This window comes from Ruminococcus sp. 1001136sp1, assembly GCF_039841815.1.
In the GTDB taxonomy this organism is placed as follows: Bacteria; Bacillota; Clostridia; order Lachnospirales; family Lachnospiraceae; genus Blautia_A; species Blautia_A faecis.
In genome coordinates this window covers 1-25425 of sequence record NZ_JBDPGY010000032.1, presented here as the reverse complement: position 1 = coordinate 25425, position 25425 = coordinate 1, and the positions used below count along the sequence as shown (strand labels likewise).

At 42.2% G+C, this 25425-nt stretch carries 34 protein-coding genes; 9 read left to right on the top strand and 25 right to left on the bottom strand.

From position 1 onward, the window contains the following. Window positions 1–13: 13 nt before the first annotated feature. The 12 genes from ABHC48_RS19065 to ABHC48_RS19010 all read right to left on the bottom strand — a co-directional run bounded on the left by ABHC48_RS19065 (window position 14) and on the right by ABHC48_RS19010 (window position 8112). On the bottom strand, window positions 14–505 hold the full coding sequence (locus tag ABHC48_RS19065) for a PcfB family protein (protein WP_027090292.1): 492 nt from the start codon (window positions 503–505) through the stop codon (window positions 14–16). An 82-nt stretch (window positions 506–587) separates the two neighbouring features. After that, window positions 588–1382: an ATP-binding protein gene (locus ABHC48_RS19060; RefSeq protein ID WP_173738623.1), complete on the bottom strand. Its 795-nt coding sequence runs from the start codon at window positions 1380–1382 to the stop codon at window positions 588–590. Further along, complete coding sequence (locus ABHC48_RS19055; RefSeq protein WP_118331080.1) at window positions 1382–2200, bottom strand: replication initiator protein A; 819 nt, start codon at window positions 2198–2200, stop codon at window positions 1382–1384. The genes ABHC48_RS19060 and ABHC48_RS19055 overlap by 1 nt, the downstream gene beginning before the upstream one ends. Before the next feature lie 10 nt (window positions 2201–2210). After that, the gene (locus ABHC48_RS19050; protein ID WP_012744316.1) at window positions 2211–3092 is read right to left on the bottom strand and encodes a replication initiator protein A; all 882 of its coding nucleotides are present in this window, start codon (window positions 3090–3092) and stop codon (window positions 2211–2213) included. After that, window positions 3085–3477, bottom strand: coding sequence for a hypothetical protein (locus ABHC48_RS19045; protein WP_012744317.1), 393 nt, complete (start codon window positions 3475–3477; stop codon window positions 3085–3087). Before ABHC48_RS19045 ends, ABHC48_RS19050 begins: the two co-directional genes overlap by 8 nt. Before the next feature lie 13 nt (window positions 3478–3490). Then, on the bottom strand, window positions 3491–3889 hold the full coding sequence (locus ABHC48_RS19040; protein WP_012744318.1) for a single-stranded DNA-binding protein: 399 nt from the start codon (window positions 3887–3889) through the stop codon (window positions 3491–3493). Between the two features lie 13 nt (window positions 3890–3902). After that, window positions 3903–4301: a hypothetical protein gene (locus ABHC48_RS19035; protein WP_012744319.1), complete on the bottom strand. Its 399-nt coding sequence runs from the start codon at window positions 4299–4301 to the stop codon at window positions 3903–3905. A 128-nt stretch (window positions 4302–4429) separates the two neighbouring features. Then, window positions 4430–4741, bottom strand: coding sequence for a DUF6050 family protein (locus tag ABHC48_RS19030; RefSeq protein WP_012744320.1), 312 nt, complete (start codon window positions 4739–4741; stop codon window positions 4430–4432). Between the two features lie 35 nt (window positions 4742–4776). Further along, entirely contained in the window at window positions 4777–5673 is an 897-nt protein-coding gene (locus ABHC48_RS19025) for a ParB/RepB/Spo0J family partition protein (RefSeq protein WP_012744321.1), read from the bottom strand. Then, window positions 5663–6448 carry a ParA family protein gene (locus tag ABHC48_RS19020; RefSeq protein WP_008703831.1) on the bottom strand — a complete coding sequence of 262 codons (786 nt, stop codon included), beginning with the start codon at window positions 6446–6448 and terminating at the stop codon, window positions 5663–5665. The genes ABHC48_RS19025 and ABHC48_RS19020 overlap by 11 nt, the downstream gene beginning before the upstream one ends. Before the next feature lie 257 nt (window positions 6449–6705). Then, a complete protein-coding gene (locus tag ABHC48_RS19015) occupies window positions 6706–7767 on the bottom strand; it encodes an integrase DNA-binding domain-containing protein (protein ID WP_243284613.1) in 1062 nt (353 codons plus the stop codon). 111 nt (window positions 7768–7878) lie between these two features. Next, entirely contained in the window at window positions 7879–8112 is a 234-nt protein-coding gene (locus ABHC48_RS19010) for an excisionase (RefSeq protein ID WP_016218019.1), read from the bottom strand. A 73-nt stretch (window positions 8113–8185) separates the two neighbouring features. On the opposite strand from ABHC48_RS19010, the gene ABHC48_RS19005 reads away from it, so the two are divergent. Further along, complete coding sequence (locus ABHC48_RS19005) at window positions 8186–8392, top strand: tweety protein (protein ID WP_334285744.1); 207 nt, start codon at window positions 8186–8188, stop codon at window positions 8390–8392. Window positions 8393–8420: 28 nt separating this feature from the next. Here the strand turns inward: ABHC48_RS19005 and ABHC48_RS19000 are convergent, their stop codons facing one another. The 8 genes from ABHC48_RS19000 to ABHC48_RS18965 form a co-directional block, all read right to left on the bottom strand. After that, on the bottom strand, window positions 8421–9758 hold the full coding sequence (locus ABHC48_RS19000; RefSeq protein WP_173864079.1) for a virulence-associated E family protein: 1338 nt from the start codon (window positions 9756–9758) through the stop codon (window positions 8421–8423). Then, on the bottom strand, window positions 9727–10371 hold the full coding sequence (locus ABHC48_RS18995) for a CHC2 zinc finger domain-containing protein (protein ID WP_173864060.1): 645 nt from the start codon (window positions 10369–10371) through the stop codon (window positions 9727–9729). Before ABHC48_RS18995 ends, ABHC48_RS19000 begins: the two co-directional genes overlap by 32 nt. 65 nt (window positions 10372–10436) lie before the next feature. Further along, the gene (gene mobQ / locus ABHC48_RS18990; RefSeq protein ID WP_195700492.1) at window positions 10437–12017 is read right to left on the bottom strand and encodes a MobQ family relaxase; all 1581 of its coding nucleotides are present in this window, start codon (window positions 12015–12017) and stop codon (window positions 10437–10439) included. A gap of 199 nt (window positions 12018–12216) precedes the next feature. Further along, window positions 12217–12396 (bottom strand): hypothetical protein, encoded by a 180-nt coding sequence (locus tag ABHC48_RS18985; protein ID WP_173864062.1) that lies wholly within the window; start codon window positions 12394–12396, stop codon window positions 12217–12219. 38 nt (window positions 12397–12434) lie between these two features. Continuing rightward, window positions 12435–13070, bottom strand: a complete 636-nt coding sequence (locus ABHC48_RS18980) for a CPBP family intramembrane glutamic endopeptidase (RefSeq protein ID WP_173864063.1) — start codon at window positions 13068–13070, stop codon at window positions 12435–12437. 333 nt (window positions 13071–13403) lie between these two features. Then, window positions 13404–13700, bottom strand: a complete 297-nt coding sequence (locus tag ABHC48_RS18975) for a DUF3847 domain-containing protein (RefSeq protein WP_055249495.1) — start codon at window positions 13698–13700, stop codon at window positions 13404–13406. Further along, window positions 13693–14034: a DeoR family transcriptional regulator gene (locus tag ABHC48_RS18970; protein ID WP_003020305.1), complete on the bottom strand. Its 342-nt coding sequence runs from the start codon at window positions 14032–14034 to the stop codon at window positions 13693–13695. The genes ABHC48_RS18975 and ABHC48_RS18970 overlap by 8 nt, the downstream gene beginning before the upstream one ends. Then, window positions 14031–14219 (bottom strand): hypothetical protein, encoded by a 189-nt coding sequence (locus ABHC48_RS18965; protein ID WP_064786541.1) that lies wholly within the window; start codon window positions 14217–14219, stop codon window positions 14031–14033. Before ABHC48_RS18965 ends, ABHC48_RS18970 begins: the two co-directional genes overlap by 4 nt. Before the next feature lie 483 nt (window positions 14220–14702). Here ABHC48_RS18965 and ABHC48_RS18960 point away from each other — a divergent pair, with 483 nt between their 5' ends. Beyond that, window positions 14703–15509 carry a helix-turn-helix domain-containing protein gene (locus tag ABHC48_RS18960; RefSeq protein WP_160560428.1) on the top strand — a complete coding sequence of 269 codons (807 nt, stop codon included), beginning with the start codon at window positions 14703–14705 and terminating at the stop codon, window positions 15507–15509. Window positions 15510–15604: 95 nt separating this feature from the next. On the opposite strand, the gene ABHC48_RS18955 is transcribed toward ABHC48_RS18960, so the two are convergent. The 3 genes from ABHC48_RS18955 to ABHC48_RS18945 form a co-directional block, all read right to left on the bottom strand. After that, complete coding sequence (locus ABHC48_RS18955) at window positions 15605–16255, bottom strand: hypothetical protein (RefSeq protein WP_025579830.1); 651 nt, start codon at window positions 16253–16255, stop codon at window positions 15605–15607. A gap of 156 nt (window positions 16256–16411) precedes the next feature. Beyond that, window positions 16412–17707, bottom strand: coding sequence for a tyrosine-type recombinase/integrase (locus tag ABHC48_RS18950; protein ID WP_009321335.1), 1296 nt, complete (start codon window positions 17705–17707; stop codon window positions 16412–16414). Window positions 17708–17867: 160 nt separating this feature from the next. Then, window positions 17868–18497, bottom strand: coding sequence for a helix-turn-helix transcriptional regulator (locus ABHC48_RS18945; RefSeq protein ID WP_009243739.1), 630 nt, complete (start codon window positions 18495–18497; stop codon window positions 17868–17870). 175 nt (window positions 18498–18672) lie between these two features. Here ABHC48_RS18945 and ABHC48_RS18940 point away from each other — a divergent pair, with 175 nt between their 5' ends. The 7 genes from ABHC48_RS18940 (at window position 18673) to ABHC48_RS18910 (ending at window position 24023) form a co-directional block, all read left to right on the top strand. Then, complete coding sequence (locus ABHC48_RS18940) at window positions 18673–18903, top strand: helix-turn-helix domain-containing protein (protein WP_002578307.1); 231 nt, start codon at window positions 18673–18675, stop codon at window positions 18901–18903. A gap of 144 nt (window positions 18904–19047) precedes the next feature. Then, window positions 19048–19362 carry a DUF3847 domain-containing protein gene (locus ABHC48_RS18935; RefSeq protein WP_002578306.1) on the top strand — a complete coding sequence of 105 codons (315 nt, stop codon included), beginning with the start codon at window positions 19048–19050 and terminating at the stop codon, window positions 19360–19362. Further along, entirely contained in the window at window positions 19362–19715 is a 354-nt protein-coding gene (locus ABHC48_RS18930; RefSeq protein WP_058692446.1) for a hypothetical protein, read from the top strand. The genes ABHC48_RS18935 and ABHC48_RS18930 overlap by 1 nt, the downstream gene beginning before the upstream one ends. Then, complete coding sequence (locus ABHC48_RS18925; RefSeq protein WP_109214826.1) at window positions 19691–21412, top strand: MobA/MobL family protein; 1722 nt, start codon at window positions 19691–19693, stop codon at window positions 21410–21412. Before ABHC48_RS18930 ends, ABHC48_RS18925 begins: the two co-directional genes overlap by 25 nt. Further along, a complete protein-coding gene (locus tag ABHC48_RS18920; protein ID WP_009243742.1) occupies window positions 21351–22100 on the top strand; it encodes a DUF6040 family protein in 750 nt (249 codons plus the stop codon). The genes ABHC48_RS18925 and ABHC48_RS18920 overlap by 62 nt, the downstream gene beginning before the upstream one ends. A 155-nt stretch (window positions 22101–22255) precedes the next feature. Next, window positions 22256–22714 carry a MarR family transcriptional regulator gene (locus tag ABHC48_RS18915; RefSeq protein WP_109257461.1) on the top strand — a complete coding sequence of 153 codons (459 nt, stop codon included), beginning with the start codon at window positions 22256–22258 and terminating at the stop codon, window positions 22712–22714. Continuing rightward, window positions 22704–24023, top strand: a complete 1320-nt coding sequence (locus ABHC48_RS18910; protein ID WP_002595210.1) for an MATE family efflux transporter — start codon at window positions 22704–22706, stop codon at window positions 24021–24023. Before ABHC48_RS18915 ends, ABHC48_RS18910 begins: the two co-directional genes overlap by 11 nt. Window positions 24024–24156: 133 nt before the next feature. On the opposite strand, the gene ABHC48_RS18905 is transcribed toward ABHC48_RS18910, so the two are convergent. Further along, on the bottom strand, window positions 24157–24393 hold the full coding sequence (locus ABHC48_RS18905; RefSeq protein ID WP_002578301.1) for a DUF6061 family protein: 237 nt from the start codon (window positions 24391–24393) through the stop codon (window positions 24157–24159). A 316-nt stretch (window positions 24394–24709) separates the two neighbouring features. Next, entirely contained in the window at window positions 24710–25327 is a 618-nt protein-coding gene (locus ABHC48_RS18900) for a Type 1 glutamine amidotransferase-like domain-containing protein (RefSeq protein WP_195700457.1), read from the bottom strand. Between the last annotated feature and the right edge of the window lie 98 nt (window positions 25328–25425).

Sequence of the window (25425 nt, the reverse complement as noted above, 5' to 3'; positions counted from 1 at the left end):
CCGTGTTGTTTCATCATCGGCTCTGCTCCTGATGCCGGTTCTTTACTTTGTCCTTCGATTTCTTTGGCATCATTGCCCGGTAAGCTGCAAGACGCTTATGAATGGAAGGCTTATTCGCTTTTTGAATCTGTTTCTGGGAAAACTCACGGAAAGCAGCATTGAGGGCATCCTGATCACGTCCCTTGAAAAATACCAGATAAACCGGAGGCTCTTTGCTCTTGTCTTTTTTCAGAGCATAATTGATCCCGTATTTTCTGGCATACCGTTCAAAGGACTTGATATTTTTGTCCGTGATCTCGATATTGACCATCCCGGCATTCTGTTTTGCCAGCTCTTTTACCGTGACCTTTCCCTGTTTTGGCTGATTTTTCTGTGCTTTCTTCTCTACTGATTTCTGCTTCTGATGACGCAGATACGCAACAAGAACCTTTTTCAACAGGTCTGCCGTAATCTTAGTAGTCCGAATACAGAACGTGACCGTTTTCTGAGTTACCTCTTCCTGCATGACTTTTCCCTCCTTTCAGCGATTCAACTGCTGTCCAGATCTGTAATCATGGCAATCACCCCCTTTAATGAAAAAAGACAGATTAACCGGTAATCAGGTTCTGCACCTGTACGAGTTTTTCTGTCCCTTCTTCTTTTCTCTTATCTTCTCCACCACAATAGATGGGAACACACATTTCAAGTATTCTGCTATAAATACGCTGATGAGCAGTATCTAAATCTGTAGATTTCATTTCATTCAGTCCCAGATTCGTTGTTACGATCAGCGGAAGCATTTTACAATAACGGCTGTCTATCACATTATAGCCCTGCTCCAAAGCAAACTCGGAATTTCGTTCTATTCCCAAGTCATCAATAATCAGCAGCGGATAATCCACAAGATTTTGTATAATCTGGTTCTTATCTGCCTGATAGCTGGTCATTTCATTTAGGATCCTGGAAAAATTTGTCATCATGACACGTTCTCCCTGTTCCAAAAGTGCATTTGCAATACAACCTGCAAAGAAACTTTTCCCGGTTCCAACAGGTCCCATCAAAAGCAGTCCTACATTTTTTCTCTTCATATCTGTCCAGTTTTCTACATACTGCCTGGCAATTAGTATCTTCTGGTTGCTTCCGTTGTCATTTTCAAATTTCCATTCCCAGAATCTTCTTTCCCGAAGTCCGACGGATTTTCTCTGATAAAGCTGCCGCTGTGCTTCTTCCCACTGCATCTTCTCATCTAGTTCCTGCCTGGCTTTTACCTCGCATTCGCACAAACAGGACACTACATGCTCAAATCCCATCAGACTGACCTTCATCTGTTTTCTTTTTCTACAGATACCACAATGAAGGCACCCATCTTCGTCCACATAATCTTCAACCACTTTATTTTTCATTAAAGGCTTTCTCCTTCCTGAAATTCATATTTGTCCATTCCTGCCCTGGTTCCATCCCTTTCTGCCCAAAGACAGATTGTTGCAAAATGGTTCTGATATTCTTTTCCACTGGATTTCATATAAACAGAAAGATGATCAATCCGTTTCTGGTAATCCCATGGAAATAGCGTCATCAGCTCCTGCAGTTCAGCTTCCGACAGAACAACATTTTTAAATCTACCATACTGACTGAATTTTTCTTCCAAAGTGGGAGTATTGCCCTTACTCTTATCAGTATGATTCTTTTCAGTCTTATTTATCTTAGTATTACTTCCATCCAGATTCTTGCAGTCCGGACTTCTATTTTTTTGCGTTCCGGACTTCCAGTTTCTTGCAATCCGGATTTCCAATTCCTTGCAGTCTGGATTTCCAGTTTCTGGCGTTCCAGAAGCAAAGTATCTTACTGGCTTTCCTCTGCTCCGTTTCACAAAATTTTTCACGTATATGACAGAAGGACGATTATTCCCCTGCCGATACCGTTCGATCAATCCAATCCCATGCACACTGTCAAGCTCATAAAGAAGCTTTGTCACTGTCGTATGCGACATTCGCAACAGTTCCTGCAATTCTGCGATCGTATAAATGATATAGACATAACCATCATTGTCAATCCATCCATTTTTCTTGGATAGGCTGATTCGATCAAGCAGAATTCCATAAAGGAGCTTTGCGTCTGTGGACAGGCTTGCAAACTCTTTTTCTGTGAACAGAGCTTTGGGGATCCGAAAAAAAGAAAACTGGTCAGATTCTTCTGCTCTGAAATATTCAAAATCTGCCATAGCTTATTTCCTATTCTTCCTCACTATTAAAATCACACCCTGCTGCACTGCCTGTTCCATGACACATCTCATTAAACACAAAGTTGAAGCACATCATTAACTCGCTCAGATAATAATTCCTTGCTTCTTTATTGCAGGCATACATATCCTCGATATAAACCTCCTCGTTTCCATTCATTCGTGCGATTGTTTCCAGAACTTTCATAAACTTCTTATTAGAACAGCACTCATACTGTTCATTTACATATTTCTGAATTTCCAGCACATGTTCAGGCTTTCCTTCACAAACAGATAACACGCCAAATGCCAGATCCATACCAAACTCATAGCCATCGGCTTCTACGGCATCAATATCAAGATTACCTTCTTCATCGTAATAGCCTCGCTCTTCCATAGGAGTCAGTGGTGTCTCATATTCATCCAGATATCCCATATCTGCAATTGTTCCCAGAATATCTCTGGATGCTGCCACCATCTTGTCCATGATAATTTCTCTTTCTTCCATCGGCATATTTGCCATAATTCTGTCTAATGTCATCATTGATTCTTCCTCCATCTCATTTTCATAAATATCATTGATATAAAAGTGGTTCGCCTTTCCATTGTTTTGAACAATACGCACCAGCTTTCCAATCTTAACAAGTTCCTGTACTGCCTGATCTACGCCATATCGAGTCGTATTCAGGTCTTTCTTCATTTCGCTTTTTGGATAGATAACAAACAGATCTCCGTTATGATCTACCCAGCCATTCTGCACCGCAAATTTCAAACGATCCAGAAATAAGCTGTATAAAATTTTTGCTGTATTTGACAGATTTTTGAATTTTTCCACCTGGAACAGCATCTTTGGCACCTGCAGACAATCTACCGGCATATACTCCACTTTACTCATTGATTATTTCCTCCTTCTGTTTGTACAGCACTTCGGCTGAATTAATATTGATTTCCAGCATCCCTACAAATACCTGATAGTACAGCAGGCATATCTGTTCATCCTCTCTTGCCAGATACAATCCTTCCAGTTCATCGGACGGATGTTTCATTCCATATACCGCCTGACAGATATCATGGATTTTCTCACATTCCACACTTCTAAGATGCATCTCCAAGGTGTGGTTAAATCTCTGCCAGTCCTCCAGTTTCTGATTTACTGACATCATGCACTGGAACAGTTCCGCTGCTTCACATGCTGCTGACAGCACTACATTTTTGTTATTGATACTTCCATCGGCATTTTTCATATGCCCTACCATATACGCCTGATCTACTGAAACCATCTTTTATCCTCCTCTATCTAAACGGCATTTCCTCTTCCATGCCCTCTGGGATCTCTAAGAACCCTTCCGCATCTTCTGGAAACGGTGGTCTGTCAACTATTTTTGCACCTGCAAATTCGATCCGATTTGCATACACTTCAGTTGTATAGATCTTTTTCCCGGTATCCTTATCTTCATAATTACCTGTGACAATCTCGCCTTCCACCATGACCTTCGTTCCCTGCATCAGATAATCTCTGGCAAATTCTGCTTTCTTTGCAAAAGCCTTTACCGGAATAAAACTGACTTCATCGGAATAATTTCTTCTGACTGCCAGAACAAACTTGGCAATCTTATGAAGTCCTCTTTCATTCTCCACTTCGTTGTATCCAGGATTTCTTACCAATCGCCCGGAAATAACTGTTGTATTCATTGGCTTAACCCTCCTATGCTTTCATTGATTTGTAACAGATACCGATACATGGTCCACATTTTCCATAGGCACATCCGTAACATTCATCTTTTTCCAACTCTTCCTGCTTCATTTCATCGGCAAACATTCCTAACAGCGTTGTGTAAATCTTTTTCATTGCCAGGAACTTCTCTTCTGCTTTTTCCATCTTCTCTTTGTAAAATGGAATCAGTCCACGAAGAACTGGATGGAAACGTTCATTTTCATCATCCCAGGCACAGATTTTCATCATACAGCGTGGCTGTTTCTCATAATTGCCCAGATAATACGGGCAGAACGTACAACCTCTTTCTTTAACAATTTCCACCGGAATCACTGGCATCTGACTTTTGATTTCTTTTGTTACATGCTTACTTTCAATTCGCTCTCTCATCTTAAAAATCCTCCAGGTATATATATTTGCAAAAGGGATTTCCCCTGAATTGCCTGATTTTGGGTACAAAAAAAAGAGGCAAGCTTACGATTTTATTTTCGCAAGCCTGCCTCTTATCAAATATTCAATTATTTTCCGATGATATATCGTAAGAAAACGTATACCGCACGGATTACATACACTGGAATCATGATACTTCCAATCAAAGCTCCAATGATGACACTTAATGCAGCCATCCCAAGTGTTGCTGTTATATCCATTCCTTTTGGAATCAGGACCAGCCGCATTTTATGTATTCCAAATGGAAGTCCGGAAAGAAATATCCACCAGAATAAGTCTGTCTGTCCACTGACTTTCATGATGGTGGATACCATCCAGAACCAGAATAGCATAAATGCCAGTGGCAGTATTGATTTTTTAATTACATCTTCTATCATCATCTTTTCATTCCTTCTGTCCAACTTCGCATATCATATTATTGTTTTTCTGCCCATGATGCCAGGAGCATAAATATCACTTCTTCCATCTGAGCTTTAGAATATGACTCAGGAAAATACTGTTTCAGCTTTTTCGCCGGAATCTGTACCTGTACTTTCTCAGTACTTTCATTCATACAGATCTGGTCAATCTCTGAATATGTCAACATCTGCTCTTTTGCAATCTGCTTCAATTCCTTTGCCTGCTTCATAGACGGTACCATATTGTGATTACTCATATACTGAAGCAATATCTGTTGTTCTTCACTTCTCAAATATGAAACTTCAACAGCTGTATTAAAGGGAAGCTTCTTCTCGTCTGCCAGTTCTAAAAGTTCTGCGATTAACTCTGTCAGATGAATATATCGAAGAATCTGTCTGGAACTATCTCCTGTATTCTGACTGACTTCTTCTGCCGCCAACTTCTTGCCAACTTGGCAAGAAGTTAAATCAGACCGTTTTCCCTGACGCTTTAACGCCTCATATTTCATTTTATAAGCGAATGCCTTTTCACTGATCAGCAGCTCTTCTCGTTGAATGTTGGAATCTACCATGATCACCGTCGCTTCATCATCTGTAAGATCTTTGATGATAACAGGCATTTTCTCTAATCCCGCAAGTTCACATGCTCGTTTTCGCCTATGACCAGCTACCAGCTCATAACCACCGGACTCTCTCAATCGCACAATACCAGGAACCAACACGCCATATTGTGTAATGCTTTCTGATAATTCTTCCATTTTCTTATCATCTTTTACTTGAAACGGGTGATTTGGAAATGGATGAAGGCTTCCTATTTCTATCTCACAAATTCCATTGTTTGTTTCTTCGTTTGTTCCAAATAACGCATCAAGTGGCTGTAAGGAAATGGGAGTTGCTCTTTTTTTAGATGGCATCTTTCAGCACCTCCTCCGTCACTCTCCGATAAGCTTCTGTAGCTTTGCCTTTCGGATCATAAGAGAAAATACTCTGTCCTTCTCTGACTGCTTCCTTCATTCTTACAGAAAATGGAATATAATTATCAAAGATATGAATTTGACTTCCATATACATTTCTGAGAAGTTCCATGTTATTTCTGGCATCATTCGTATGAGCATCGACCATCGTAAACAAAATACCTCCGACTTGCAGCTTCGGATTAATCTGCTTACGGACCTTACCGATTGTTTTTAACAACTGCTGCAATCCTTTGATTGGCAGGTAGGATGCTTCAACTGGAATGAGGACTTCATCTGATGCAGCCAGCGCATTAATCGTAATCATTCCCAATGATGGCATACAATCAATGATGACTACATCATATTGATCTTTGATACCATATAAAATCTGTTTCAATACATATTCTCTACTCATTGCATTTACCAACTGTACTTCCGTACCTGCCAGTCCAATGTTAGAACAGATAATGTCTATCCCCTCTGCCTGATGTCTGATAAAACATTCGGAAGGAATATCTTCATCTTTCATTACAGCATCCATAAGAGCAGTAAGTGTTTCATTACTGTCATCACAATCACGATATCCAAATCCTGCGGATACATCAGACTGTGGATCGGCATCTACAATCAACACTTTCATATTCTTTTGTGCTAATCCTACTGCTAAATTAGCTGTACATGCGGATTTTCCCGTTCCCCCTTTTTGGTTTACAATAGAAATAATTCTAGCCATTTTTCATCACCTTTCATCGTCATCAATCAAAAAGAGGACTGAATTAGACATCCGGAATCTATATTCCGTGCGAGCTAATTCAGTCCTATAATTACAATAATTCTGTTGTTTTTACTCTTGTCTTACACAAATCCATTTCCAGTCTGAATCTGTAATAATTCATATTCTGGAATGACAGCGCTGCTTTATTTTTCCCTTTTCAGGAAATTAAAAATAAGGACTAAATTAGTGCAACCCCTTGTATTTACTGGAGTTTTCTAACTTGTCCTTATTATAACTCGACCATGAGGGGTAACTTTCGGCATCTGGACACGGTAAATTTTATTGTATTTCTGAATAATATGCTCCAGATACTTCTCCCAGTGCAGGGCAACCATCGGCATATCATTTTTATCCAGAAACAAAAATCCGGCATATCCTTCCACCATCGGCTCAACCTTTGGTGTCTTTCGGTTGGCAATGATTCTGCGAAAACACGCTGCAACAGCTTCTGTCATCGGCACATAACGGATACCTTTGTCTGTTTTCGGTTCTTCAATCACATACTGCATCTGTGCAGTACGCTGTAACTGATGGTCTACCTTAATACGCATTTCTCCAAACTCGACTTCTGAAACCGTCAGTCCACAAAACTCTGAGATACGAAGCCCTGTGTGAAAAAGAATATAGATTGCATCATAGTATCTGCTGAAATGCTTATCCTCCTGAATAAACTTTAACAAATCTCGCTGCTGCTTTCGGGTAATCGCTTCTCTGGTAACAGAATCATTGACAATGACGGATGCAAGCTCAAATTCAAATGGATTTTTACGAAGCAGGTCATCATCTACCGCCATCTGAAATGCCGGTCTGAGAACTCCCCGGATAGAATGAATGGAACTGTATCCCCGTCCATCAATCTGTTGGAGTTTAATCAACCATGCCTTTGCGTCTGACAAACGCACCTTATCAATTCGCTGATTCCCAAAACTCTCTTTTTTCAGCATATTGATGACCGTTTTATATCCGGCAACCGTATTGTGACGAACTCCTGTTTTCAATGAAACATATTTTTCTACCAGTTCCAAAACAGTATAATTGCCACCGTTTGTTACGATACGGTCAAACAAATCTGCCTCAATCTGTTTTTCTTTCTCACGCAGGGAAGGCTCCCGCTTCTTCCCCTTCGGCATTGGATCATTCTTGTCCAAACGCCAACTGTATACATTTTTCTCTTTTCCATCCTCATCAATATAGCGGAACCGATACCTCCCATCTTTACGCTGGTACTCGCCCTCTCGCAAAATCCGATTACGGTTATCTCGTCTTTTCTCACTCATGGTGAACTCTCCTTTCAAAAAAAGAGAGACAGACTTGCACTCTTATCATAGCACAAATCCAGTTCTCCGCATAGTTATATCATATGAAATCGGTAAATCTGTCAGCTCTGTTTACACAGCAGTAGCCTGATCCAGATACCGCTCAAATTTCTCACGCTTAATGAGGGCACGATTGCCGTTCATCACATAAAAATCCTCATTGGGATGTGTGTCAATAAGCGTTCTCAGTTTTCCTTCGCCGATATGATAATATCTGGCTGCTTCCTCAATGGTAAGCGTATATCTACGCCACACCGGAATATCTGAGTAATTTTTCCCTTCAATATTCATCTTATTATTTGCCATAGGCAGTTATCCTCCATAATTATCGTTGTCGCAGCATTCGCCAAATGGATACGCAAGCGTATCCGCTTGGCTCATTGTCTGCGCACATGAAAACAGCCAAACAGAGGGTGTCGGCAACGAAGTCCGGCAACGGGCTTCAAAAGACCTTGCAAACAATCTCAGTCTGGCATTACTTACTATTTATACTTTTCTTTTATTTTTCTGTTGTTTTGGTTGTTATAAGGGAGAAAAGCCCGCAGTTATGGGATTTTCCCCGGCAACCGGCTCGGCAACGGGATAGCAACAGGGGGTGCAACGGGCTGTCCTTTTCAGAATGGAAGCTCCATCTGTTCTGCGACCTCCACAAAACCGTCCATCGTTTTTTCAGACGGGTTGCCGGAGTCCGTTGCCGGGTTTTCACGCTCCCAGCCCTTTTGTCTGCCATATTCGGAAAACATTCTTGGGTTCGGGAAGTACCGCCAGCCGGTAATGCACTGGTTCATAATCTCGTTGATTTCCCGGATTTCCCATTGCTTCGGCTCGTCAAAGGTGTGGTTCAAGGCTTCCTTGTAAAGCTGCTTGGAACAGACCATGCTCCCGGTGTACTTATCAAGATACGCCTGTATCATTCCGGCTTTGGTGTCCTCCGGCATAAAATCCCGCTGGTGTTCTTTGAGATACCGTTGCATGGTGGGGCTGAAAGCCAGCTTGAACCTGCCGCTTCGGTAAATCTCCATAGCTTCTGCCCACATCTGCTCGATATAGGCTCTGGAAGCGGCTTCGTCCTCCAAAATGTGAACCTCGGCTTGCTCCGGGTACACCATGACGGGGATAAAGCGGCGGTTGCCGGAACGGTCAAGGGGCAGGAAGTCAAGGGCATTGGAAGTGCCGCCAAACACGCACTGACGGGGGCGGTCTGCCGGGTGGGTTTCATAGGGTATCTTGTAAACTTCTTTCTGCCGGCTTAAAAATGACTTGATTTCCTCAATGCTCTTGGCGTTGGCGGTTGCCATCATTTCCGACATTTCGATAATCCAGTGACCTTGCAGCTTACGGTACACATTGTCATCGTCCAGCTTCCGCAAATCATCGGAGAACCACTCGTCCCGGACTGCCAGCAGACGGAAGAAGGTGGACTTGCCAGCCCCCTGACCTCCAACCAGACAGAGCATGATTTCAAACTTGCACCCCGGCTGAAAGGCTCGTGAGATTGCACCCAGCAGGAACAGCTTCAATGCTTCATAGGTGTAATCGTCTGCGTCAGCCCCCAGAAAGTGCCGCAGGCAGAAACGGATTCGTTCTGTCCCGTCCCACACAAGGGTATTGAGATAGTCCCGGATGGGATGGTACTTGTTTTCATTCGCCACAATCCCGATGGCGTTATCAATCTTTTTCTCATTGGTAAGCCCATAGGTTTCTTCCAGATAAAGAAGCAGATACTTCATGTCCGTATCGTTCAGGGCGGTGCTTTCTCTGTGAAAACCGATGGGCTTTATGATGTCCTTGCGGTCGGTCAGGATGTTGTATGCAATAGCCCCGGAAAGCAGAGGGTCACGCTGGAATACGGTCAGGCAGTTCCGTATGCTCTGACGGACACCGCCTTTCTCGGTGGTTTCCAGCCCCGCCTTGATTTCCTCAATGCTCTGGGGCGGCTGCATGGCGTTCATGGTGTTTTTTAGTTCTTGTTGCGTCTGCGGCTGCAAGCTCTGCCATTCGCTGTTCAAGCTGTATCACATCCTTTCCGTAGTCCGTAATCAAAGCCGCTTTTTCCTCTGTCTCCCCGAACAGCAGCACATCCAGCAGATATTCCACATGGGCTTGCTTCTGTAAGGCTTCCACAAACCGGGGATGAAAGACTTCCTCCGGGGAGTGCGGGGCATATTCCTTTCTCCATGCCCGGAGCAGGTGGAGATAGTCGGCAAGAATACGGAAGCAGCGGCTCTTTGCTTCCTGAAACTGTTCCTCCGGGGATTTCTGCCGGGGCTTGGGCTTTTTTGCCTTTCCCGGCGGTTTCCAGTCCTCATAGGAAAGCCCGAAGTCCTGTGCCAGTTGTACGGCGGCTTCTTTCTTTCCCAGCCCATACAGGGCGGCGGCAAAATCAATCACATCCCCATCCGCACCGCAGCCGAAGCAGTGGTAACGCCGATCCAGCTTCATGCTTGGGGTTTTATCGTTATGGAACGGACAGCAAGCCATCCCGTTCCGACCTACATGGATTCCATAATGCTCCGCAGCCTGTCTTGTTGTGACGGACTGCTTCACAGCTTCAAATACATTCAAATCTATCCCTCCTTGAAAATAAGAAAAGCACCTGACATTCTCTGATTGAAAATGGCAAGTGCCTGTTAAAGTTCCATATCCTGTTGTCTGTGTTTCGCCTGTGCCGGGGCGGTTCTTTGTGCTTTTTTCTCGTCTGCCTTATCCTGCAAGACTTCCTTGATAGGCTGCTTCTTGGGCGGCTCTTTGCTTTCCTCTGTGCCGGGTGTGGCTTTCCGTACCCAGTAGCGGATGTCCCGCAGCTTCTTCAAATCAGCCTGCACCTCGGTCAGCGGTACTTTCAGCTCTGCGATTTCGCTGAGAAGCGTTTCCTGCTCCTCTTGCAGCTCCTCTTGGGTGCTGTCTTTATCATCCGGGTGCTTGGCAAGGTAGGCGGCGGCTTTCGCATATCGGGCAACCTCCGGGTGTTCCTGTTTGAATTTCTCCTTTGTTTTCTTAAAAAATATCTTCTGGTACTTCTCATAGACAGGCTTACATTCCTTGCAGTCTGTCCGGCTGGCAAGAATCCCGTCAATCACTTTGCTGCGAGCTTCCTTTGGCTTCATCTGACTGCGGTAATCTGCGGCTGATTTCCCGGAAGATTCCAGAAACGCTTCTAAGTCCTCCACAGTGGATAGCCCCTTTTGCCGGAGATAGGACAGTGCTTCGCTGACTGCCTTTAAGTCCTGTGAAGTCCCCCGGTTCTGTCCAGCTCTTGTCCAGTCCTTCCGTTCTTCCTTTCGTATTTCCATATACTTCATCAGCAGATTGGGAAGAAGTGTCGCTTCCTCCGCCGCTTTTTGTGCAAGCAGCTCTTTCCGTTTTTCGCCCAGCTCGGTAATCCAGCCTTTGAGATTTTGGATAAGCTGCCGGATGGACTTCATCAGACTGTTGGCGGCTCTGATTTCCCGGTTCAGGTTGCCGATATTCGTCTGGATACCACGCTTTTCCATCTGCCGGACAGCAGCCCCCTCATGGACAGTAGGGACAACATCAAGCCCCTGTCTGGCATAGGAACGCAAGTCCACACGCTCCGGGCGGTCATTGGCTTCCAGATAGCGGTTCTGGATGACTTCCCATTCATGCCGCCAGATTTCACAATACTTCTGGTCGTTCCAGTCAACCGTATCTTCCTTGTGGCTTTTCCACCTGCCGGACGGAAGTTTTATCCGTTCCCCGTTTTCGTCAAGGTCATAAACCTTGTGGCTCTTGGGAAGCCATTTTCCATGTCCGTCCATTGCCCTCATAGTGAGCAGGACATGGGCGTGGGGGTTGTGTCCCGGCGGATGGGGGTCATGGATGGCAAAATCAGCAATCATGCCTTTGGAAACAAACTGCTGCTCACAAAACTCCCGGATAAGGACAGCATACTGGTCGGGTGGTATCTCTCTGGGGATGGTAAGCACCAACCGCCTTGCAAGCTGGGAGTTCCATTGTTTCTCCACCGCTTCGGCGGCGTTCCATAAGGTATTGCGGTCTGCATATTCCTGTGGGGCATTTGCCGGGAGCAGGATTTCATTGTGGACGATACCACGCTTTTCCGGGTAGTGCTTCACTTGCTGGTCGTATTCACAGAACAGCTTTTCGCCGCTTTGGTAAGCAGCGGCGGCAACCGCAGACTGCCGCTGGCTGCGCTGCACAATCGTGATTTCGTTGTGTGGACAGGGCATTTCGTGTTCCTCCTTTCGCTAATTGGTGGATGGGGTGGCGTTTTACCACCTCATTTTGGGCAGAAAAAAAGCAGGAGACCTTTTTTCAGATTTCCTGCTCGGTGTGCCGCCGTGTGGGCGGCGGGTATTTAGTTGTAAAAGTTCGGGGCAAGTTGACCCGAAGTGTGGATGGCAAACCAGAAGTTGTCAGAACCATTTTTTATTCCGCTTTTTTATACTTATAGAAACTCCATATACCTATAAGTATTGGAAAGCCAACGATACCATAATTAACTTCTGTCATACCTCTCGCATGAATTCCTTCTATGAGGTGTGGAATGCCACTCAATAAGGTTAACACCATAAAAATTGTGATTACTAAATATACTTTTTTCGCCATACATTACACCTCCTAATACTCATATATATTTTCATACTTTATTGCAACACATAATTGGGCAATAAAAATGTGAAAACAATAATTGGTGAAAGAATATTAACTGTTGCATGGATCGCCCAACCATATAAAATACTTCCTTGAACTTTTTTTAATGAAAGCCATCCCAATGTATAGCCTATTCCACCAGTTAGTAATACTACGATGAACATTGCAGGGATATTTTTGTCTGGCAACGCAGCAATGTGTACCATACCAAAAAATAAAGCCTGAACTGTATTACCTATTTTTTCTCCAAATTTATTGCACAAGCGTTTACAAAGAAAACCCCGAAACATAATTTCTTCAGATAAGGAAGTCTGAATTACAGCCCATATCAATATGACAGTAAATGTTTCTATACTCCAACCAGTTTGCTGAAATGCATCAACTGTAAATCCTTGATAATTCAAATTTCCAGATTTATAGAGCCACATATATGGTAAAAAGACTCCAACTAAAAATCCCGCAAGAATACAAAACATGGCTTTCAAAGGTGGGTTTGGTGCTGTTTTAAATCCCAGCCACTTAAAAAAACCTTTAACCCTTTTATGTGTAAGAATATACCACACAAAAGGAACACTTGAAAAAATCAAAAGTTGTAAAACAGCACTTGTTATCTGATTAAGCAATATCATACCTATCCTCCTTAATTAAGTTTTAGTTTCGTCTTTATCCACCCATTAAGAAAATTCAAACATATTGTTTACTTCATTATACTGCAACGCCTATCGAAAAGATAGCATATTTTATGAAACTTGTCGGCTGGGAACAGCTTGCAACGCAAGGTGTCCACAGATGGCAAGTCCACAAAAGGGTAGCTGGCGGCAGCCAGCGCAGGGGAAGCGTAGCGTCCCCTGTATGATTTGGAGCAGACCATGACTGCGGAAAATCACAGCCCTCCGGCGAGGAGCCTTCGGAGAACGCAATGCACCAACCTCTGGGTGGTGTATAATTGCGCCCTTAGTAAACTAAGGGGTTTCCGACTTCTCCCGTTCCAGCAGTTTTTTCAATAGTTCCTGCGTGTCCTGCCTGTGAAAAATGAGTTTCAACAACAGCATGACATCATCATCTGTCAGGCGTTCCGGCTCTTGCAGAAAACTTTCCAGCATACCGCCACGAGTACAGAGCCGGTGCGTCCGTTCCTTTCGGGTAAGCTGCTTTAACTGGTGCTGCAATGCCTTTTCATCATTGATGGCTTTCCGCAGTTTCTTTTCGCTTTTCTCCAACTCCCTGTTGAGCTTTTCCAGCTTTGAGGTATCAGGCAAGGGCAGCGTCCTCCTTTCCCGGTATCAGCACATAAATTCTATTCGGTTCTCCCACGCCCTGACGCACCCGCATGATAAGTCCGGCGGTTTCCAGTTCATTCAGAGAACGCTTGACCGTCATGGGGCTGCGGGACAGGACTGCGGCAATGGCTGTGACAGGGAAGCAGACAAACAGGATTCCGTTCTCGTCCTCCTGTCCTTTGGACAGCATAGCGTCCAGCATCCGGCAGTACATGACCTTTGCGGTGCTGCTAACTGGAAATCCTGTCAACGCTCTGGGAAATGGCATACATGGCGGCAGTGGTGTGTCTATCGTCATAAATTCAAAATTCATTCTGTGTGTTCCTCCTTTTTCTTTCCTCGTTTGGATAAATAACGGGGGCAGTCAATCACAACCGCCCGGAAGCTCTGCTTGCACCCATGCTGGCATTTCCGGCATAATTCGTTGTAAGTGACACGCCCCCGGTCATTGAGGTAAAAGGAAAGCTCATACTTCCTCTTTTTGCTCATTCTCGGCATATTGCGCTTCCTCCCGTTTTAGTGTATGGTTTCGGGGCGATTTTCGGCAAAATTACAGCCATAGAGCCGCCTAAAATCTCCCGAAGTATCAGCGATAGGGTAGACTGTCCCCCTATCAGATTGTCGTGTTTCGGTATCATTTCGGTGTCAGTTCGCCAGTTCTCCCCGGTGTCGTTCCTCCCCTGAATCTCACAGCGGCGTATCGCTCCCTTTGGTACGCTCGTTTCGGTCAGGGTTCCTCCACATCCCTGCCAAAAGTCATGGCGCTACATCGCCGGGGAAGCATATCCCACACAGGCTGGTCATTCGATTGGAATAATCCATCGATGAACTACCTGTATCATAGAACATTTTTGTGCCCTGTGCCGTATGTCCACAAAGTAGGAATTAGGGGTAAAAATCAGAAATTTCCACGATTGCGGAAAGTATGATATAATCCAGTTAAACGGCAGTAATGAAACCGCCGGAAAGGAGCGTGTGCCCATGAAAGGAGCAACAAGCATACAGGAACGCCTTTGGGAACTCCGCAAGGACAAAGGCTTAAATCTGGAAGAACTATCAAGGCTGACGGGCATTTCCAAATCAGCTCTTGGAAGTTATGAAAAAGAGGATTATAAGGAAATCAATCATGGCAACCTTATCACGCTGGCAGACTTCTATGAGGTTTCCGTCGATTATCTGCTATGCCGGACAGAGAACAAGGAGCAGATCAACACGCCATTGACGGAACTGCATTTAAACGATGAAATGGTTGCACTTCTGAAAAGCGGTCGGATTAACAACCGTCTGCTCTGCGAACTTGCCACACATAAAGATTTTATCAAGTTTCTTGCAGACATTGAGATTTATGTGGACGGGATTGCCACCATGCAGATTCAAAATCTCAACGCTCTTGTCGATACCGTCCGGCATGAAATCATTGAACGGTATCGCCCCGGCGAAGATGACCCGCATTTGAAAGTGCTGCAAGCCGCCCATATCAGCGATGATGAATATTTCAGTCACATGGTTCTGGATGACCTCAACCTCATTATCCGGGATATTCGAGAAGCTCACAAAAAAGACAGCGAAAGTGCTCCCCAGACCACCGTTGCCGATGAACTGAAAGAAAATCTGGAAGCGGTCGAAAATTTCAAGGGCAGCCGGGATGAAAAGCTGGTTGTTCTTTACTGCAAGCAGCTCGGTATCAACTATAAAAATCTGTCAGACGAAGAATTTCGCTGGCTGATTCGGATTCTCAAAAAATCAAAGAAAATGGGAACGCCTATCAGCCAGAGGAAAAAACGGTAACAAAAAACCGCTGTTGCATGGTTGTGTTAGCTTCCATGTAGCAGCGGTTTATGCTGTGGTTATTCAGTTGAAATTTCAGAAAGACAGGCTGGAATTTATGAACTTAATGCCGTTACCAATGATAAATATCTTTCTGTCTTTTTCTTAATATCATCTTCACTAACACCATAATAGATATACAAATCTTTTGAAATTTTCTCAAACTGTTTCATTACTTTCTTGTTTCCAGAATAAGATATACCGAATATATTCCAAATATAATCTATCTCCATCTCAAGAGAATCATCACCGATTCTTATTTCATATAGATGAAAGTTCATAGGAATTACATTATCTGGCATTTCGGCAATCATTTCGCTTCGAGTCTTTATTTTACAAAAATATTCTCTGACAGATTCTTCATTAGAAACATCCGGCTTTGGAATATCCTTCATTTCACCTAAAACTTCTGGTTTATGCTGTAAAATCAAACTCTCCTTTAGGTTTTTTTGTTGTTCAATATATTTTCTCTCAGTTGAATTAGTTTCAATTAGATTGTAGGTATTCATTGCATATTGTACCAATTCATCAAGAGTATGTGAATCTGCAACCACTTTCTTCTCTACTATCTTACGTCTATATCTGTAGATAATATTTCGTATCCTTACTTTTAGAGGCTTTTTCCGTGTTCTGCCAGCTATAAAAATACTTGTTGGGCCATCTGCACCACCTATTATTGAAACTTCACTTTTGCTTTTTTCTTTCATAAGTGTTCATCCTCGCAAATTGGAATTTGTGGAGAGATTTCCTGAACTTTCCTTATTTTACAGGCTTTTCAGCCCATTAAATAGTGAAATGATATGTATTTTCCCTTATTTTTGCCCTTATGCGGAATCCGCAAGGGAAATAAGGGAAATTTTTAGTTAAGCATTGCTCGCTACTTTATCAAGAAGTCTTGCGGAATCCCGTTTTGCTTTTCTTGTTGAGTGAGCGTAAATATTCATTGTGGTACTGACATCAGAGTGTCCTAACAGTTCCTGTACATCTTTCGGTGCAGCTCCATTGGAAAGCAGATTGCTGGTATAAGTGTGACGCAACTGGTGAAAATGGAAATCTTCAAATCCTTCCAGCTTCTTTGCCACTGATCTGCATACAATGCTGAGTGTACTCGGCAGTTCCAAAGAGCCATCTGGTCGCAGGCAGACAAAGGAGATTTCTTTGTAATCTGTCGGGACTTCCTGTGTTCCGTCAAGATGATAGTATTCATAATATACCCTGTTTTTCACATGCACTTCTTTGTAGTAATTGCGGTGATATAATTCGCCATACTGCATCCGGTTTTTGAGCTGTTCTTTTCTGGCAGCTTTCAGTATTTCAGTCAGCGTATCTCCAAAATCAACAATCCTTACTTTTTTCCGTTTCGTTGGTCCGATAATATTTTTGTGTTTCATGCCGTCGTAGCGGATACTGCGTTTTATGGTCAGGCATTGTTCCTCAAGGTTAATGTCCTGCCATGTAAGACCACAGGTTTCCCCGATACGGAGCCCGGCATAATACGCAATTTGAATCGGAAGAATAGCAGGTGGATTTTTCTTTTCCAGATATTGGATAAGCCGTTCATAATCCTCATGTGAAATCGGCTGTGTACCTTCTTCCACTTCATCATCGGAAAAGAGGTCAACTTCCTCTGCCTGCTTTTTCAGCTTAATATACTGCATCGGATTGAAACTGATTAACTGTTTTGGAAATACTGCAAAACGGAATGACTGCTGTAACACTGCGGAAAAAGAATGGATATAATCTTTGCTGTATCCCTTTTTTACTTTCCCGTCTGGAAACTCACCACCGAATGTAAGCAGATCAAGAAATGCCTGTAAATGTTCGGCAGTAACTGTTTTCAGTTTGCGGTCTGCAATCGGGTGTTTTTTGATACATCGGATTGCACCAAGATAATTTTCCACTGTACCGTTGCTGAGTGTCCCAGTTTTCAGTTCTTCTTCTGCCCACATATCCAGAAGTTCCCCTACGGTAAGATTATCTGCCTTTGCAACAAACTTCTTATCTTCGTAGTCTTCCAGTGCCTTGCGGAGAAGCTTTTCCGTCTCACTTTTACTTTCGGTTCCGGCGTATTCTTTCTGAACCATTTTACCGCTTGCATCTTCTACATAGAAACGATAGTACCATTTTTTTCCTTTTTTTCTAACAGATCCTTTTGCCATAATCGTATGTCTCCTTTCGATATCAGACAATCGGAACTGCTGAAATGCTTCTTGCGTGTAGGCATCTTATGGACAAGTCCATAAGCCAATTCGCCGCTCGTCAAATCTGTAAACAGCTTGACTCGCTTGCGCTCATTGTATCATAACTCCGATTATCTTACTATACCGATTCAGAATCGTCATACATAACTTCGGATAAAAGATTTGCAAGCCTTTGTTCTGCCGCTTCCGGTTTCTTTGAATAGAGCCTTACAACATCTGCCATATCATTAAATGCGTTGACAGTATGTGTGATCTCCCTGAGAAACATAATCTCATTATATTCATCTTTCGATTCAAATCCCATTACTTTGGCAATGTCCGCATCTTTGGTACTGCCTTTGTAATTTTTACAGGCGAACTGAAACGAATCCAGAAACAGTTCATATTGCTTTAACATTAACAGCAGTAAGTCTTTAGAAAAAGCGTCTTCTGTTTTATTGAGGTCAAGAGGAAACTGTTTGAGAATGTCGCCCATCGCATCACGAATCTGCAATTCTTTCTTATCCGTAATATCAGTTTCATATTCATCGGTTTCCCCTTTGAGCCATTCAATCGATACATGAAGTGCTTCCGAAAGACCTTCCAGTACCATCTTTTTGGTATTGTCAATCGAACCATTCTCATAACGCAGGATTGTGGAAGCGGTAACTCCCATCTTCTCTGCGACATAAGGCTGTGTCAGATTTAATTCCAGACGGCGCTGTTTTGCCCTGCTGCCAATCAGCTTGCGTAGTTCTTTATCTTTCATGCTGATGTGCCTCCTTTTTCGGTATGTCATTACTATACCACGCAACAAAATATATTGCAATATGCAATTTTAAGAAAAGCAGAAAAATTTCATAATGCTTGACAAAGCAATATAAACACGCTATACTGACAGCACAAATGAAATTGCATAATGCAATTCGAAAGGAGGTGGTCATATGACGCAAAGAAAGATTGCCTTATCTATTGAGGAAGCTGCTGATTATACGGGAATTGGCAGGAACACCCTGCGAAAGTTGGTAGAGTGGAAGAAACTTCCGGTATTGAAGGTTGGGAGAAAAGTCCTGATCAAAACGGATATGCTGGAACTTTTTATGGAAGCCAACGAGGGCAGGGACTTGAGGGATAAGGGAAATGTGAAAGCAGTCACAAGAAACGGTTCAACTTAAAAAAGCGGTTCCCGAAGAAACCGCCAAAGGTTCTATCAGACCGGAGTCATGATATACCTACACGCAAGCAGATTATACCATGTACTTCGTCTGACAGACAACAGGAAACTTATGTTTGGAAAAAAAGAAAGGACGATGATATTTATGGCAAGATCAACAAAGAGTTATGAGGAGCGTATGCTCCAGTTGGAAAAGAAAGAACAGGAAAGCCTTGAGAAAGCAAAACAGTATGCAGCACAGAAACGGGAACTGAAGAAACGTCAGAAAGATGTGGAAACCAAAAAACGGACACACAGGCTCTGCCAGATTGGCGGTGCAGTGGAATCGGTACTGGGTTCTGCGATTGAGGAAGATGATATCCCAAAGCTGATCGGCTTCTTAAAAAGGCAGGAAGCAAATGGGAAATTCTTCTCAAAGGCAATGCAGAAAGAGCCAGTTGCAAATACGGAGGAAGTGTAATGCCGGAGGGAGTGGAGTTTCCATTCCCTTCATTGCTTTTTTATGAAGGGCGCACTTATGGACAACCAGAGGTCGTCCGTATAAGTTTGCCACAGGTGGCAACCGGTCTGCGCTTACGCTTGCCGGGCTCGTTCCGTCGGCGGGGCTTTCAGCCAGACCTGCTCATGCCGCAGGAGGCACTCTTCGCCAGAGGGGCACATTCCATGCAGGCTGTTATGCACAGGGCACTCTTACGCAGAGGGTGCTCCGGCAGATACCATTTTCTTTTAGGAAAAACGTTACCTGCCGGAAATCAAAGCCGGATACGGCAGAATGGGGGAAACGGAGCATGGCGATTTTTCATTATACAGTAAAGATTGTTGGACGCAGCAAAGGAAAATCCATCATATCGGCGTCTGCTTATCTCAATGGCGATGTGATGAAAAATGAAGAAACAGGCAGGATCAGCTACTATACTTCAAAAAAAGAAGTCGTTTATACCAGCCTGCTGATGTGTGAAAATGCACCACAGGAATGGCAGAATGTACCTGCTGAAAATATCAGACGGTTCCAGAAATCTGTCCGATATAAAAGGGCAGATAACCAAAATGCTGCACTGGAAAAATTCAAACTTACTTTTCAGAAGCAGCGTTTATGGAATGAAGTCTTGAGGATAGAAAAAAGTTCAGATGCACAACTCGGCAGGTCATTTGAGTTCTCACTTCCGAAAGAATGGAGCCGACAGGAACAGATTGATTATACAACTGAATATATTCAAAAGACCTTTGTAGATAAGGGAATGTGTGCGGATTGGAGTATCCACGATAAAGGAGATGGTAATCCCCATGTGCATTTATTGGTGACGTTGCGACCATTCAATTCAGACCACTCATGGGGTAACAAAGAAATCAAGGATTGGGAGTTTGTCAGAGATGAAAATGGAAATATTGTGGTGGATGAATCCCATCCGGACTGGTGGCAGGATAAAAAGAACCCTGACCGTCATGGAATCCGAATCCCCGTACTTGATGAAAATGGAGTCCAGAAAGTCGGGACAAGGAACCGCAAACAGTGGAAACGTGTATTAACCGATGCTACCGGGTGGAACAATCCGAAAAATTGTGAGCTATGGCGGAGCGAATGGGCAAACGTCTGTAATGCACATTTGAAAACGGAAAATCACATTGACCATCGTTCTTATGCAAGGCAGGGAAAATTAGAGATACCGACGATCCATGAGGGCGCAGATGCCAGAAAAATTGACGAGAAATTTCAAAACGGACAGACATCCTCTACTTCATGGAAAGTAGAGGAAAACCAGATCATAAAAAGACAAAATGCACTGCTGGATAAAATACAGATTTCTTTTGGAAAAGTATCCAGTGCATTAACACAATGGAAGGAGCGATTGCGTGACATTAGAAGAAAGCCGGGAAGTCATTCCCATGATGGAGACAATGATAAACCAGATCGAGGAACAGCAGAATCTTATGGCAGAGATGGTACAGGAATTGCAGGAACGGGACAGGCAGCTCCTGTCTTTTCAGGAGCAGAACCAGAGTTTAAAAAGCTTAAACAGCGAATTATCCAGGCTGCTAAATCTTTTGCCAGATACAGAAGAACTGCTCTCACAGATCGAGCAACAGAAAACCAGAATCGAACAGTTGGAAAACGAGAATCAGCAATGGCAGGAATTAACGCAGAAGCTGAACAACGAGAACAGCTTATTGCAGAAACAGAACAGCGAATTGCTGACCTTAAACAGCAGATAGAGAAAGCGAGGGAGATCGATGAGCGAATGCAGAAACTTAGAGAACGTCGGGCAGGTGGAAGAACTTCTGCTGATGACCGAACAGATGCAGGACGAACTGGATCAGAAAGACCAGACAATCCAGGAACTAAACAGGCAGCTAAGCGAATCGCTGACCTTGAACGAGAAATTGAACAGCGAAAACAGAGCCGAGAATATCGAAGCATTGCGGACAAGATTAAGGCAAACAGAGGAACGATTGACCAGCGAGACAGACAGCAGGAAAAGAGCCGACGCAGAAGCCGTGGCATGGAAATTTAAGTATGAAAAAGCAGAGCAGGAAAAACTTTATGCACAGACACACCAAAAGACGGTAGAGGTAGCTGTTGAGAAAAAAGTGCCTTATGAGAAATGTGAAAAATGTGACCGTACTGCTTACCGGAAAGCAAAAGAAAAATGCGATAGCCGTAAAAGCCAGTTAGAAAAGAAATATAAAAATATGACGATTGGTTATGAAAGTATCTTGTTTCTACTGGCATGGTACAGCATAACAACAACACTGTTTACTGCGATTCTTTCGCCGGTTTTCCTTAACGACTGTATCGTCTTTTTCGGTGCGTTAGGAAAAGGAATGGGAAGTTTATTTCGGGAGTTTGTGACAGGTGCAGACTCTTTCGGACAGTTAAGCAGTGGAATACCTAACAGTATTCTTTCCGGGATTGTGTACTGGCTGATTGCCGGTACTGTCATGGCAATTTTATTCGTAATAACCGGGTGGCTGATAATCGGGATTGGTTATCAGGTAGGAAAAATCTACCGGAAATATTGTTGGGATATCATCAGTATCGTGGTAGCGATAACGAGTACAGCTGTTGTAATTTACTTTGGAGAATGGATTAAAAACGCTAATCCGATAAATCTTATTGTATTGCTATTACTGTCGCATATTATTTATATTGGAATCAGATGTTATGTGAAAGACTGGATGGAAGAACGAGGATATTATTAAAAGAGGACAGGGAAATTTCATAATCTTCCTGTCCTTAGTAAGGGACTATTGATTGTTTATATAAAGAAAAAGTATATAAATAAATCTTGACAATTAGTACGAACTCGGACTATAATACAAAAGTCCGGATTCGTACTAATTTAAGGAGGAAAAAGATGAGAAAAGATAATAATATGATAATACAGTTGCAACGATATTATGCTTTATGGAAAGAATGTACAGCAATGTATGAGGAATGGTCAAAGGATCAGGGACTGTCTTCAAATGGAGTTTTTGCTTTGCATTCATTTTATGAAAGTAATGGAAGATGCACGCAGAAAATGATAAGTGAAAAATGGAATATACCTAAGCAAACGGTAAATACGATACTAAAAGATTTTCAGAAAAAAGGATACATCAATATGGTATCTGATGATTCAGACAAGAGAAATAAGCTGATATGCCTCACAGAATCAGGAATGGAATATACGAAAGATATCATAGAAAAACTGCACTCAAAAGAAATATTAGTAATCGAAAAAATGGGATTAGAGAATATAGAAAGTCTTAATGATAATACAGAGCTGTTTATCAGACTTTTCAAGGAAGGAGATTGTAAGAAAAATGAATCATAAATCATTATTTTTTAAATATGTTATTCCATCTATTATAGCATTTGCATTATCAGGAATATATGCGATAGTGGATGGATATTTTGTAGGCAATACCATAGGAGATGCTGGACTTTCGGCTATTAATATTGCATATCCGATTGAGGCTTTGATTCAGGCTCTTGGAACAGGAATTGGTATGGGAGGAGCTGTTTATTACTCAATTAATGCAGCAGAAAAGAAAGGAAAACGGGCAGAAGAATTTATTGCTACAAGCTGGTGGCTTCTTGTAATAGTAAGTGTTATCAGTACCATAATTATTTACTCCTTTTCGTCTAAAATTTTAGGATTGCTTGGAGCAGATGGAATTATATTAACAAATGCGACAGATTATATCAAAATTATAGCACTTGGAGCAATATTGCAGATTCTTGGAACTGGAATGATGCCATTCATTAGAAATTATGGAAACTCTTTCTGGTCAATGTTTGCGATGGTTGGTGGATTCATAACCAATATTGTTCTGGATTTTATCTTTGTATGGATATATGAAATGGGCATGAAAGGTGCAGCCACAGCTACAATAGCCGGACAGGGTGTGACTGCAGCAATTGCAATCATATACGCATTATATAATAAAAAGTTTTATGTGTATGTATCCTTAAAAAATGTAAAAGAAATGTGTGGCGCTATATTCAGAGTAGGTCTTGCACCATTTGGGCTAGCATTGACTCCTAATATTTCATTGGTGTTTATAAACCGATTCTCCGCTTCTTATGGGGGAGAAAAAGCTATTGCAACTTATGCATGTGTATCCTATATTATCTGTATCATATATCTCATATTGCAGGGCGTAGGTGATGGAAGTCAACCTTTAATGAGCCGTTTTTATGGTGAGAAGGATCAAGAAAGCCTGAGAGGAGTTCAGAGAATGGCATACATTTTTGCAATAATTCTTGCTGTTTGTGGTGGAATTATCATGTATGTAAACAGAGCAAATATTGGAGGGGTTTTCGGAGCTTCTTATGAAGTAAGTATTGAGATTTCTAAAATTGTACCTATATTTTTAGTGTCATTACCATTTGTTGCGATTACCAGAATAGCGACAGCTGGATTTTATGCTACTGAAAAAAGTGGATTGTCATACATTCTTACATTCATTGAACCAGTATTGATGCTGATATTTATGCTTGTTTTACCACCTTTATTTGGTGGACAGATTATGATATGGTGGAGTACGGTATTGGCACGTGTTTTTTCAGCGATTCTGGCATTCATACTAATAAAATATTGCGAAAAGGGAGATTTGCAATATGGAATACAGAAAATTTAACAATCAGATAGTAGCAAGAATAATCTAGGTTTATCTATTGTATTTTTAAGGACAGCCTCATAGCAATAGGGCTGTCCTTTTAAAATTATGAAGCTAATTTTTAATAAATTCTAGTAGATTTTGATTGGAATAATCATAACTCTAATGAATCTTCAGCATCTACCCACATCTGTAAATTCCCATCAAGATATAACCTTGCATATTCTAATGGCTCATCGATTGCAAGCGATGTCAAAGCACAATCAGATCCAGGTGTGGTTCTTAAATTTTTTTCTGCTTCCCAACAATCAATACGGAGTATATAGCCCGTATTAGTATATACATCAATGCTGTTGCACTGTGGATTGTATTCTGCAAATATTGTTCTCATCGTATCCCATCTCCTTATCATTTAATCAATCAGTAGTAGCAAAAATTAAGAAGCATTTCAATCAGTTCACCATGTCACTTTTATTTTGTGTTATACTGTCTTATAGATTTTTCTTGCCCTTGTATTTGCCCTTATCAGAGTGCATAAACACTGATGGGACGATATAACACAAGGGAAATAATAAGGGAAAGCTCACCTGCGACAAATCCAGTGTTTTCAAGGGGTTGCGAAGAATTTAATAATAAAATATAACAGTTATTAAATTTCTTAAAACAGGTGAAATCTCAATTGGAATTTGACTAATCCTACATGTGCATCATATTACACTCATGTAATTATCCTCTACATAAACAGCTTTTCCATCAGCAAGCTTAATCTCATCTTTGCCGTTCGGTAATACTGTTGTTTCAGAACCATTCCAATGGGGGATAATAGGATTGTCAATAATATGTAATCCATCTGTTAAATTTCCCGCCGCATACATACTTCCTGCACTGATTCCGACATATATAAGTCCGTTTTTAATTGCATTATTAAGTATTCTATCAAAACCAGTTCTAGACATTTCACGACAAAGCACAGATACATCACCACCACTGACAAAAACAGCATCAAATTGGTTTAATTCTTCAAAAGTTAATAGCCTTGTAAGCATAAACGGGTTTGTAACATACGAAGAATAGGTTCTTTGATAGTCTTTTGAAAGAATTAATTCCAGATTGTACACTAATATATTTTCGTACTGAATTCCCATTAGAAAGAGTTCATGAAAACATATTGCAAGCGACTCTCTTGCACCATCTGTTTCAATGCCAGCTGTTGGAATATAAAGCACTTTCACATCCTTCGGACACTTTCCAATAATATCAAAGAATTTCTCTTTCATCTTATCGGTCAACCCTGCAGATGTAAGAAATAGATGTTTTCCATTCATATTCTTTTACCTCGTCAAACTCCGATTGAACAAAATCGCTGCGCGATGGCCTGCCAAGGCTGTGGCGCAGTTTTATTTTTATTAAAAAAGCAGTGGAA

Coding starts and splice junctions, on each gene's coding strand:
- ABHC48_RS19040 (WP_012744318.1), bottom strand. CDS start 3,889: ATGAATACAACAGTTATTTCCGGGCGATTGGTAAGAAATCCTGGATAC.
- ABHC48_RS19055 (WP_118331080.1), bottom strand. CDS start 2,200: ATGGCAGATTTTGAATATTTCAGAGCAGAAGAATCTGACCAGTTTTCT.
- ABHC48_RS19010 (WP_016218019.1), bottom strand. CDS start 8,112: ATGGCAAATAATAAGATGAATATTGAAGGGAAAAATTACTCAGATATT.
- ABHC48_RS18960 (WP_160560428.1), top strand. CDS start 14,703: ATGAAAGGAGCAACAAGCATACAGGAACGCCTTTGGGAACTCCGCAAG.
- ABHC48_RS18900 (WP_195700457.1), bottom strand. CDS start 25,327: ATGAATGGAAAACATCTATTTCTTACATCTGCAGGGTTGACCGATAAG.
- ABHC48_RS18915 (WP_109257461.1), top strand. CDS start 22,256: ATGAGAAAAGATAATAATATGATAATACAGTTGCAACGATATTATGCT.
- ABHC48_RS18925 (WP_109214826.1), top strand. CDS start 19,691: ATGGCGATTTTTCATTATACAGTAAAGATTGTTGGACGCAGCAAAGGA.
- ABHC48_RS19060 (WP_173738623.1), bottom strand. CDS start 1,382: ATGAAAAATAAAGTGGTTGAAGATTATGTGGACGAAGATGGGTGCCTT.
- ABHC48_RS18910 (WP_002595210.1), top strand. CDS start 22,704: ATGAATCATAAATCATTATTTTTTAAATATGTTATTCCATCTATTATA.
- ABHC48_RS19015 (WP_243284613.1), bottom strand. CDS start 7,767: ATGAGTGAGAAAAGACGAGATAACCGTAATCGGATTTTGCGAGAGGGC.
- ABHC48_RS18940 (WP_002578307.1), top strand. CDS start 18,673: ATGACGCAAAGAAAGATTGCCTTATCTATTGAGGAAGCTGCTGATTAT.
- ABHC48_RS18930 (WP_058692446.1), top strand. CDS start 19,362: ATGCCGGAGGGAGTGGAGTTTCCATTCCCTTCATTGCTTTTTTATGAA.
- ABHC48_RS18985 (WP_173864062.1), bottom strand. CDS start 12,396: ATGGCGAAAAAAGTATATTTAGTAATCACAATTTTTATGGTGTTAACC.
- ABHC48_RS19035 (WP_012744319.1), bottom strand. CDS start 4,301: ATGAGAGAGCGAATTGAAAGTAAGCATGTAACAAAAGAAATCAAAAGT.
- ABHC48_RS18980 (WP_173864063.1), bottom strand. CDS start 13,070: ATGATATTGCTTAATCAGATAACAAGTGCTGTTTTACAACTTTTGATT.
- ABHC48_RS18955 (WP_025579830.1), bottom strand. CDS start 16,255: ATGAAAGAAAAAAGCAAAAGTGAAGTTTCAATAATAGGTGGTGCAGAT.
- ABHC48_RS19020 (WP_008703831.1), bottom strand. CDS start 6,448: ATGGCTAGAATTATTTCTATTGTAAACCAAAAAGGGGGAACGGGAAAA.
- ABHC48_RS19025 (WP_012744321.1), bottom strand. CDS start 5,673: ATGCCATCTAAAAAAAGAGCAACTCCCATTTCCTTACAGCCACTTGAT.
- ABHC48_RS19000 (WP_173864079.1), bottom strand. CDS start 9,758: ATGAACGCCATGCAGCCGCCCCAGAGCATTGAGGAAATCAAGGCGGGG.
- ABHC48_RS18945 (WP_009243739.1), bottom strand. CDS start 18,497: ATGAAAGATAAAGAACTACGCAAGCTGATTGGCAGCAGGGCAAAACAG.
- ABHC48_RS19030 (WP_012744320.1), bottom strand. CDS start 4,741: ATGATGATAGAAGATGTAATTAAAAAATCAATACTGCCACTGGCATTT.
- ABHC48_RS18970 (WP_003020305.1), bottom strand. CDS start 14,034: ATGAATTTTGAATTTATGACGATAGACACACCACTGCCGCCATGTATG.
- ABHC48_RS18905 (WP_002578301.1), bottom strand. CDS start 24,393: ATGAGAACAATATTTGCAGAATACAATCCACAGTGCAACAGCATTGAT.
- ABHC48_RS18935 (WP_002578306.1), top strand. CDS start 19,048: ATGGCAAGATCAACAAAGAGTTATGAGGAGCGTATGCTCCAGTTGGAA.
- ABHC48_RS19050 (WP_012744316.1), bottom strand. CDS start 3,092: ATGAGTAAAGTGGAGTATATGCCGGTAGATTGTCTGCAGGTGCCAAAG.
- ABHC48_RS19045 (WP_012744317.1), bottom strand. CDS start 3,477: ATGGTTTCAGTAGATCAGGCGTATATGGTAGGGCATATGAAAAATGCC.
- ABHC48_RS19065 (WP_027090292.1), bottom strand. CDS start 505: ATGCAGGAAGAGGTAACTCAGAAAACGGTCACGTTCTGTATTCGGACT.
- ABHC48_RS18965 (WP_064786541.1), bottom strand. CDS start 14,219: ATGCCGAGAATGAGCAAAAAGAGGAAGTATGAGCTTTCCTTTTACCTC.
- mobQ (WP_195700492.1), bottom strand. CDS start 12,017: ATGCCCTGTCCACACAACGAAATCACGATTGTGCAGCGCAGCCAGCGG.
- ABHC48_RS18950 (WP_009321335.1), bottom strand. CDS start 17,707: ATGGCAAAAGGATCTGTTAGAAAAAAAGGAAAAAAATGGTACTATCGT.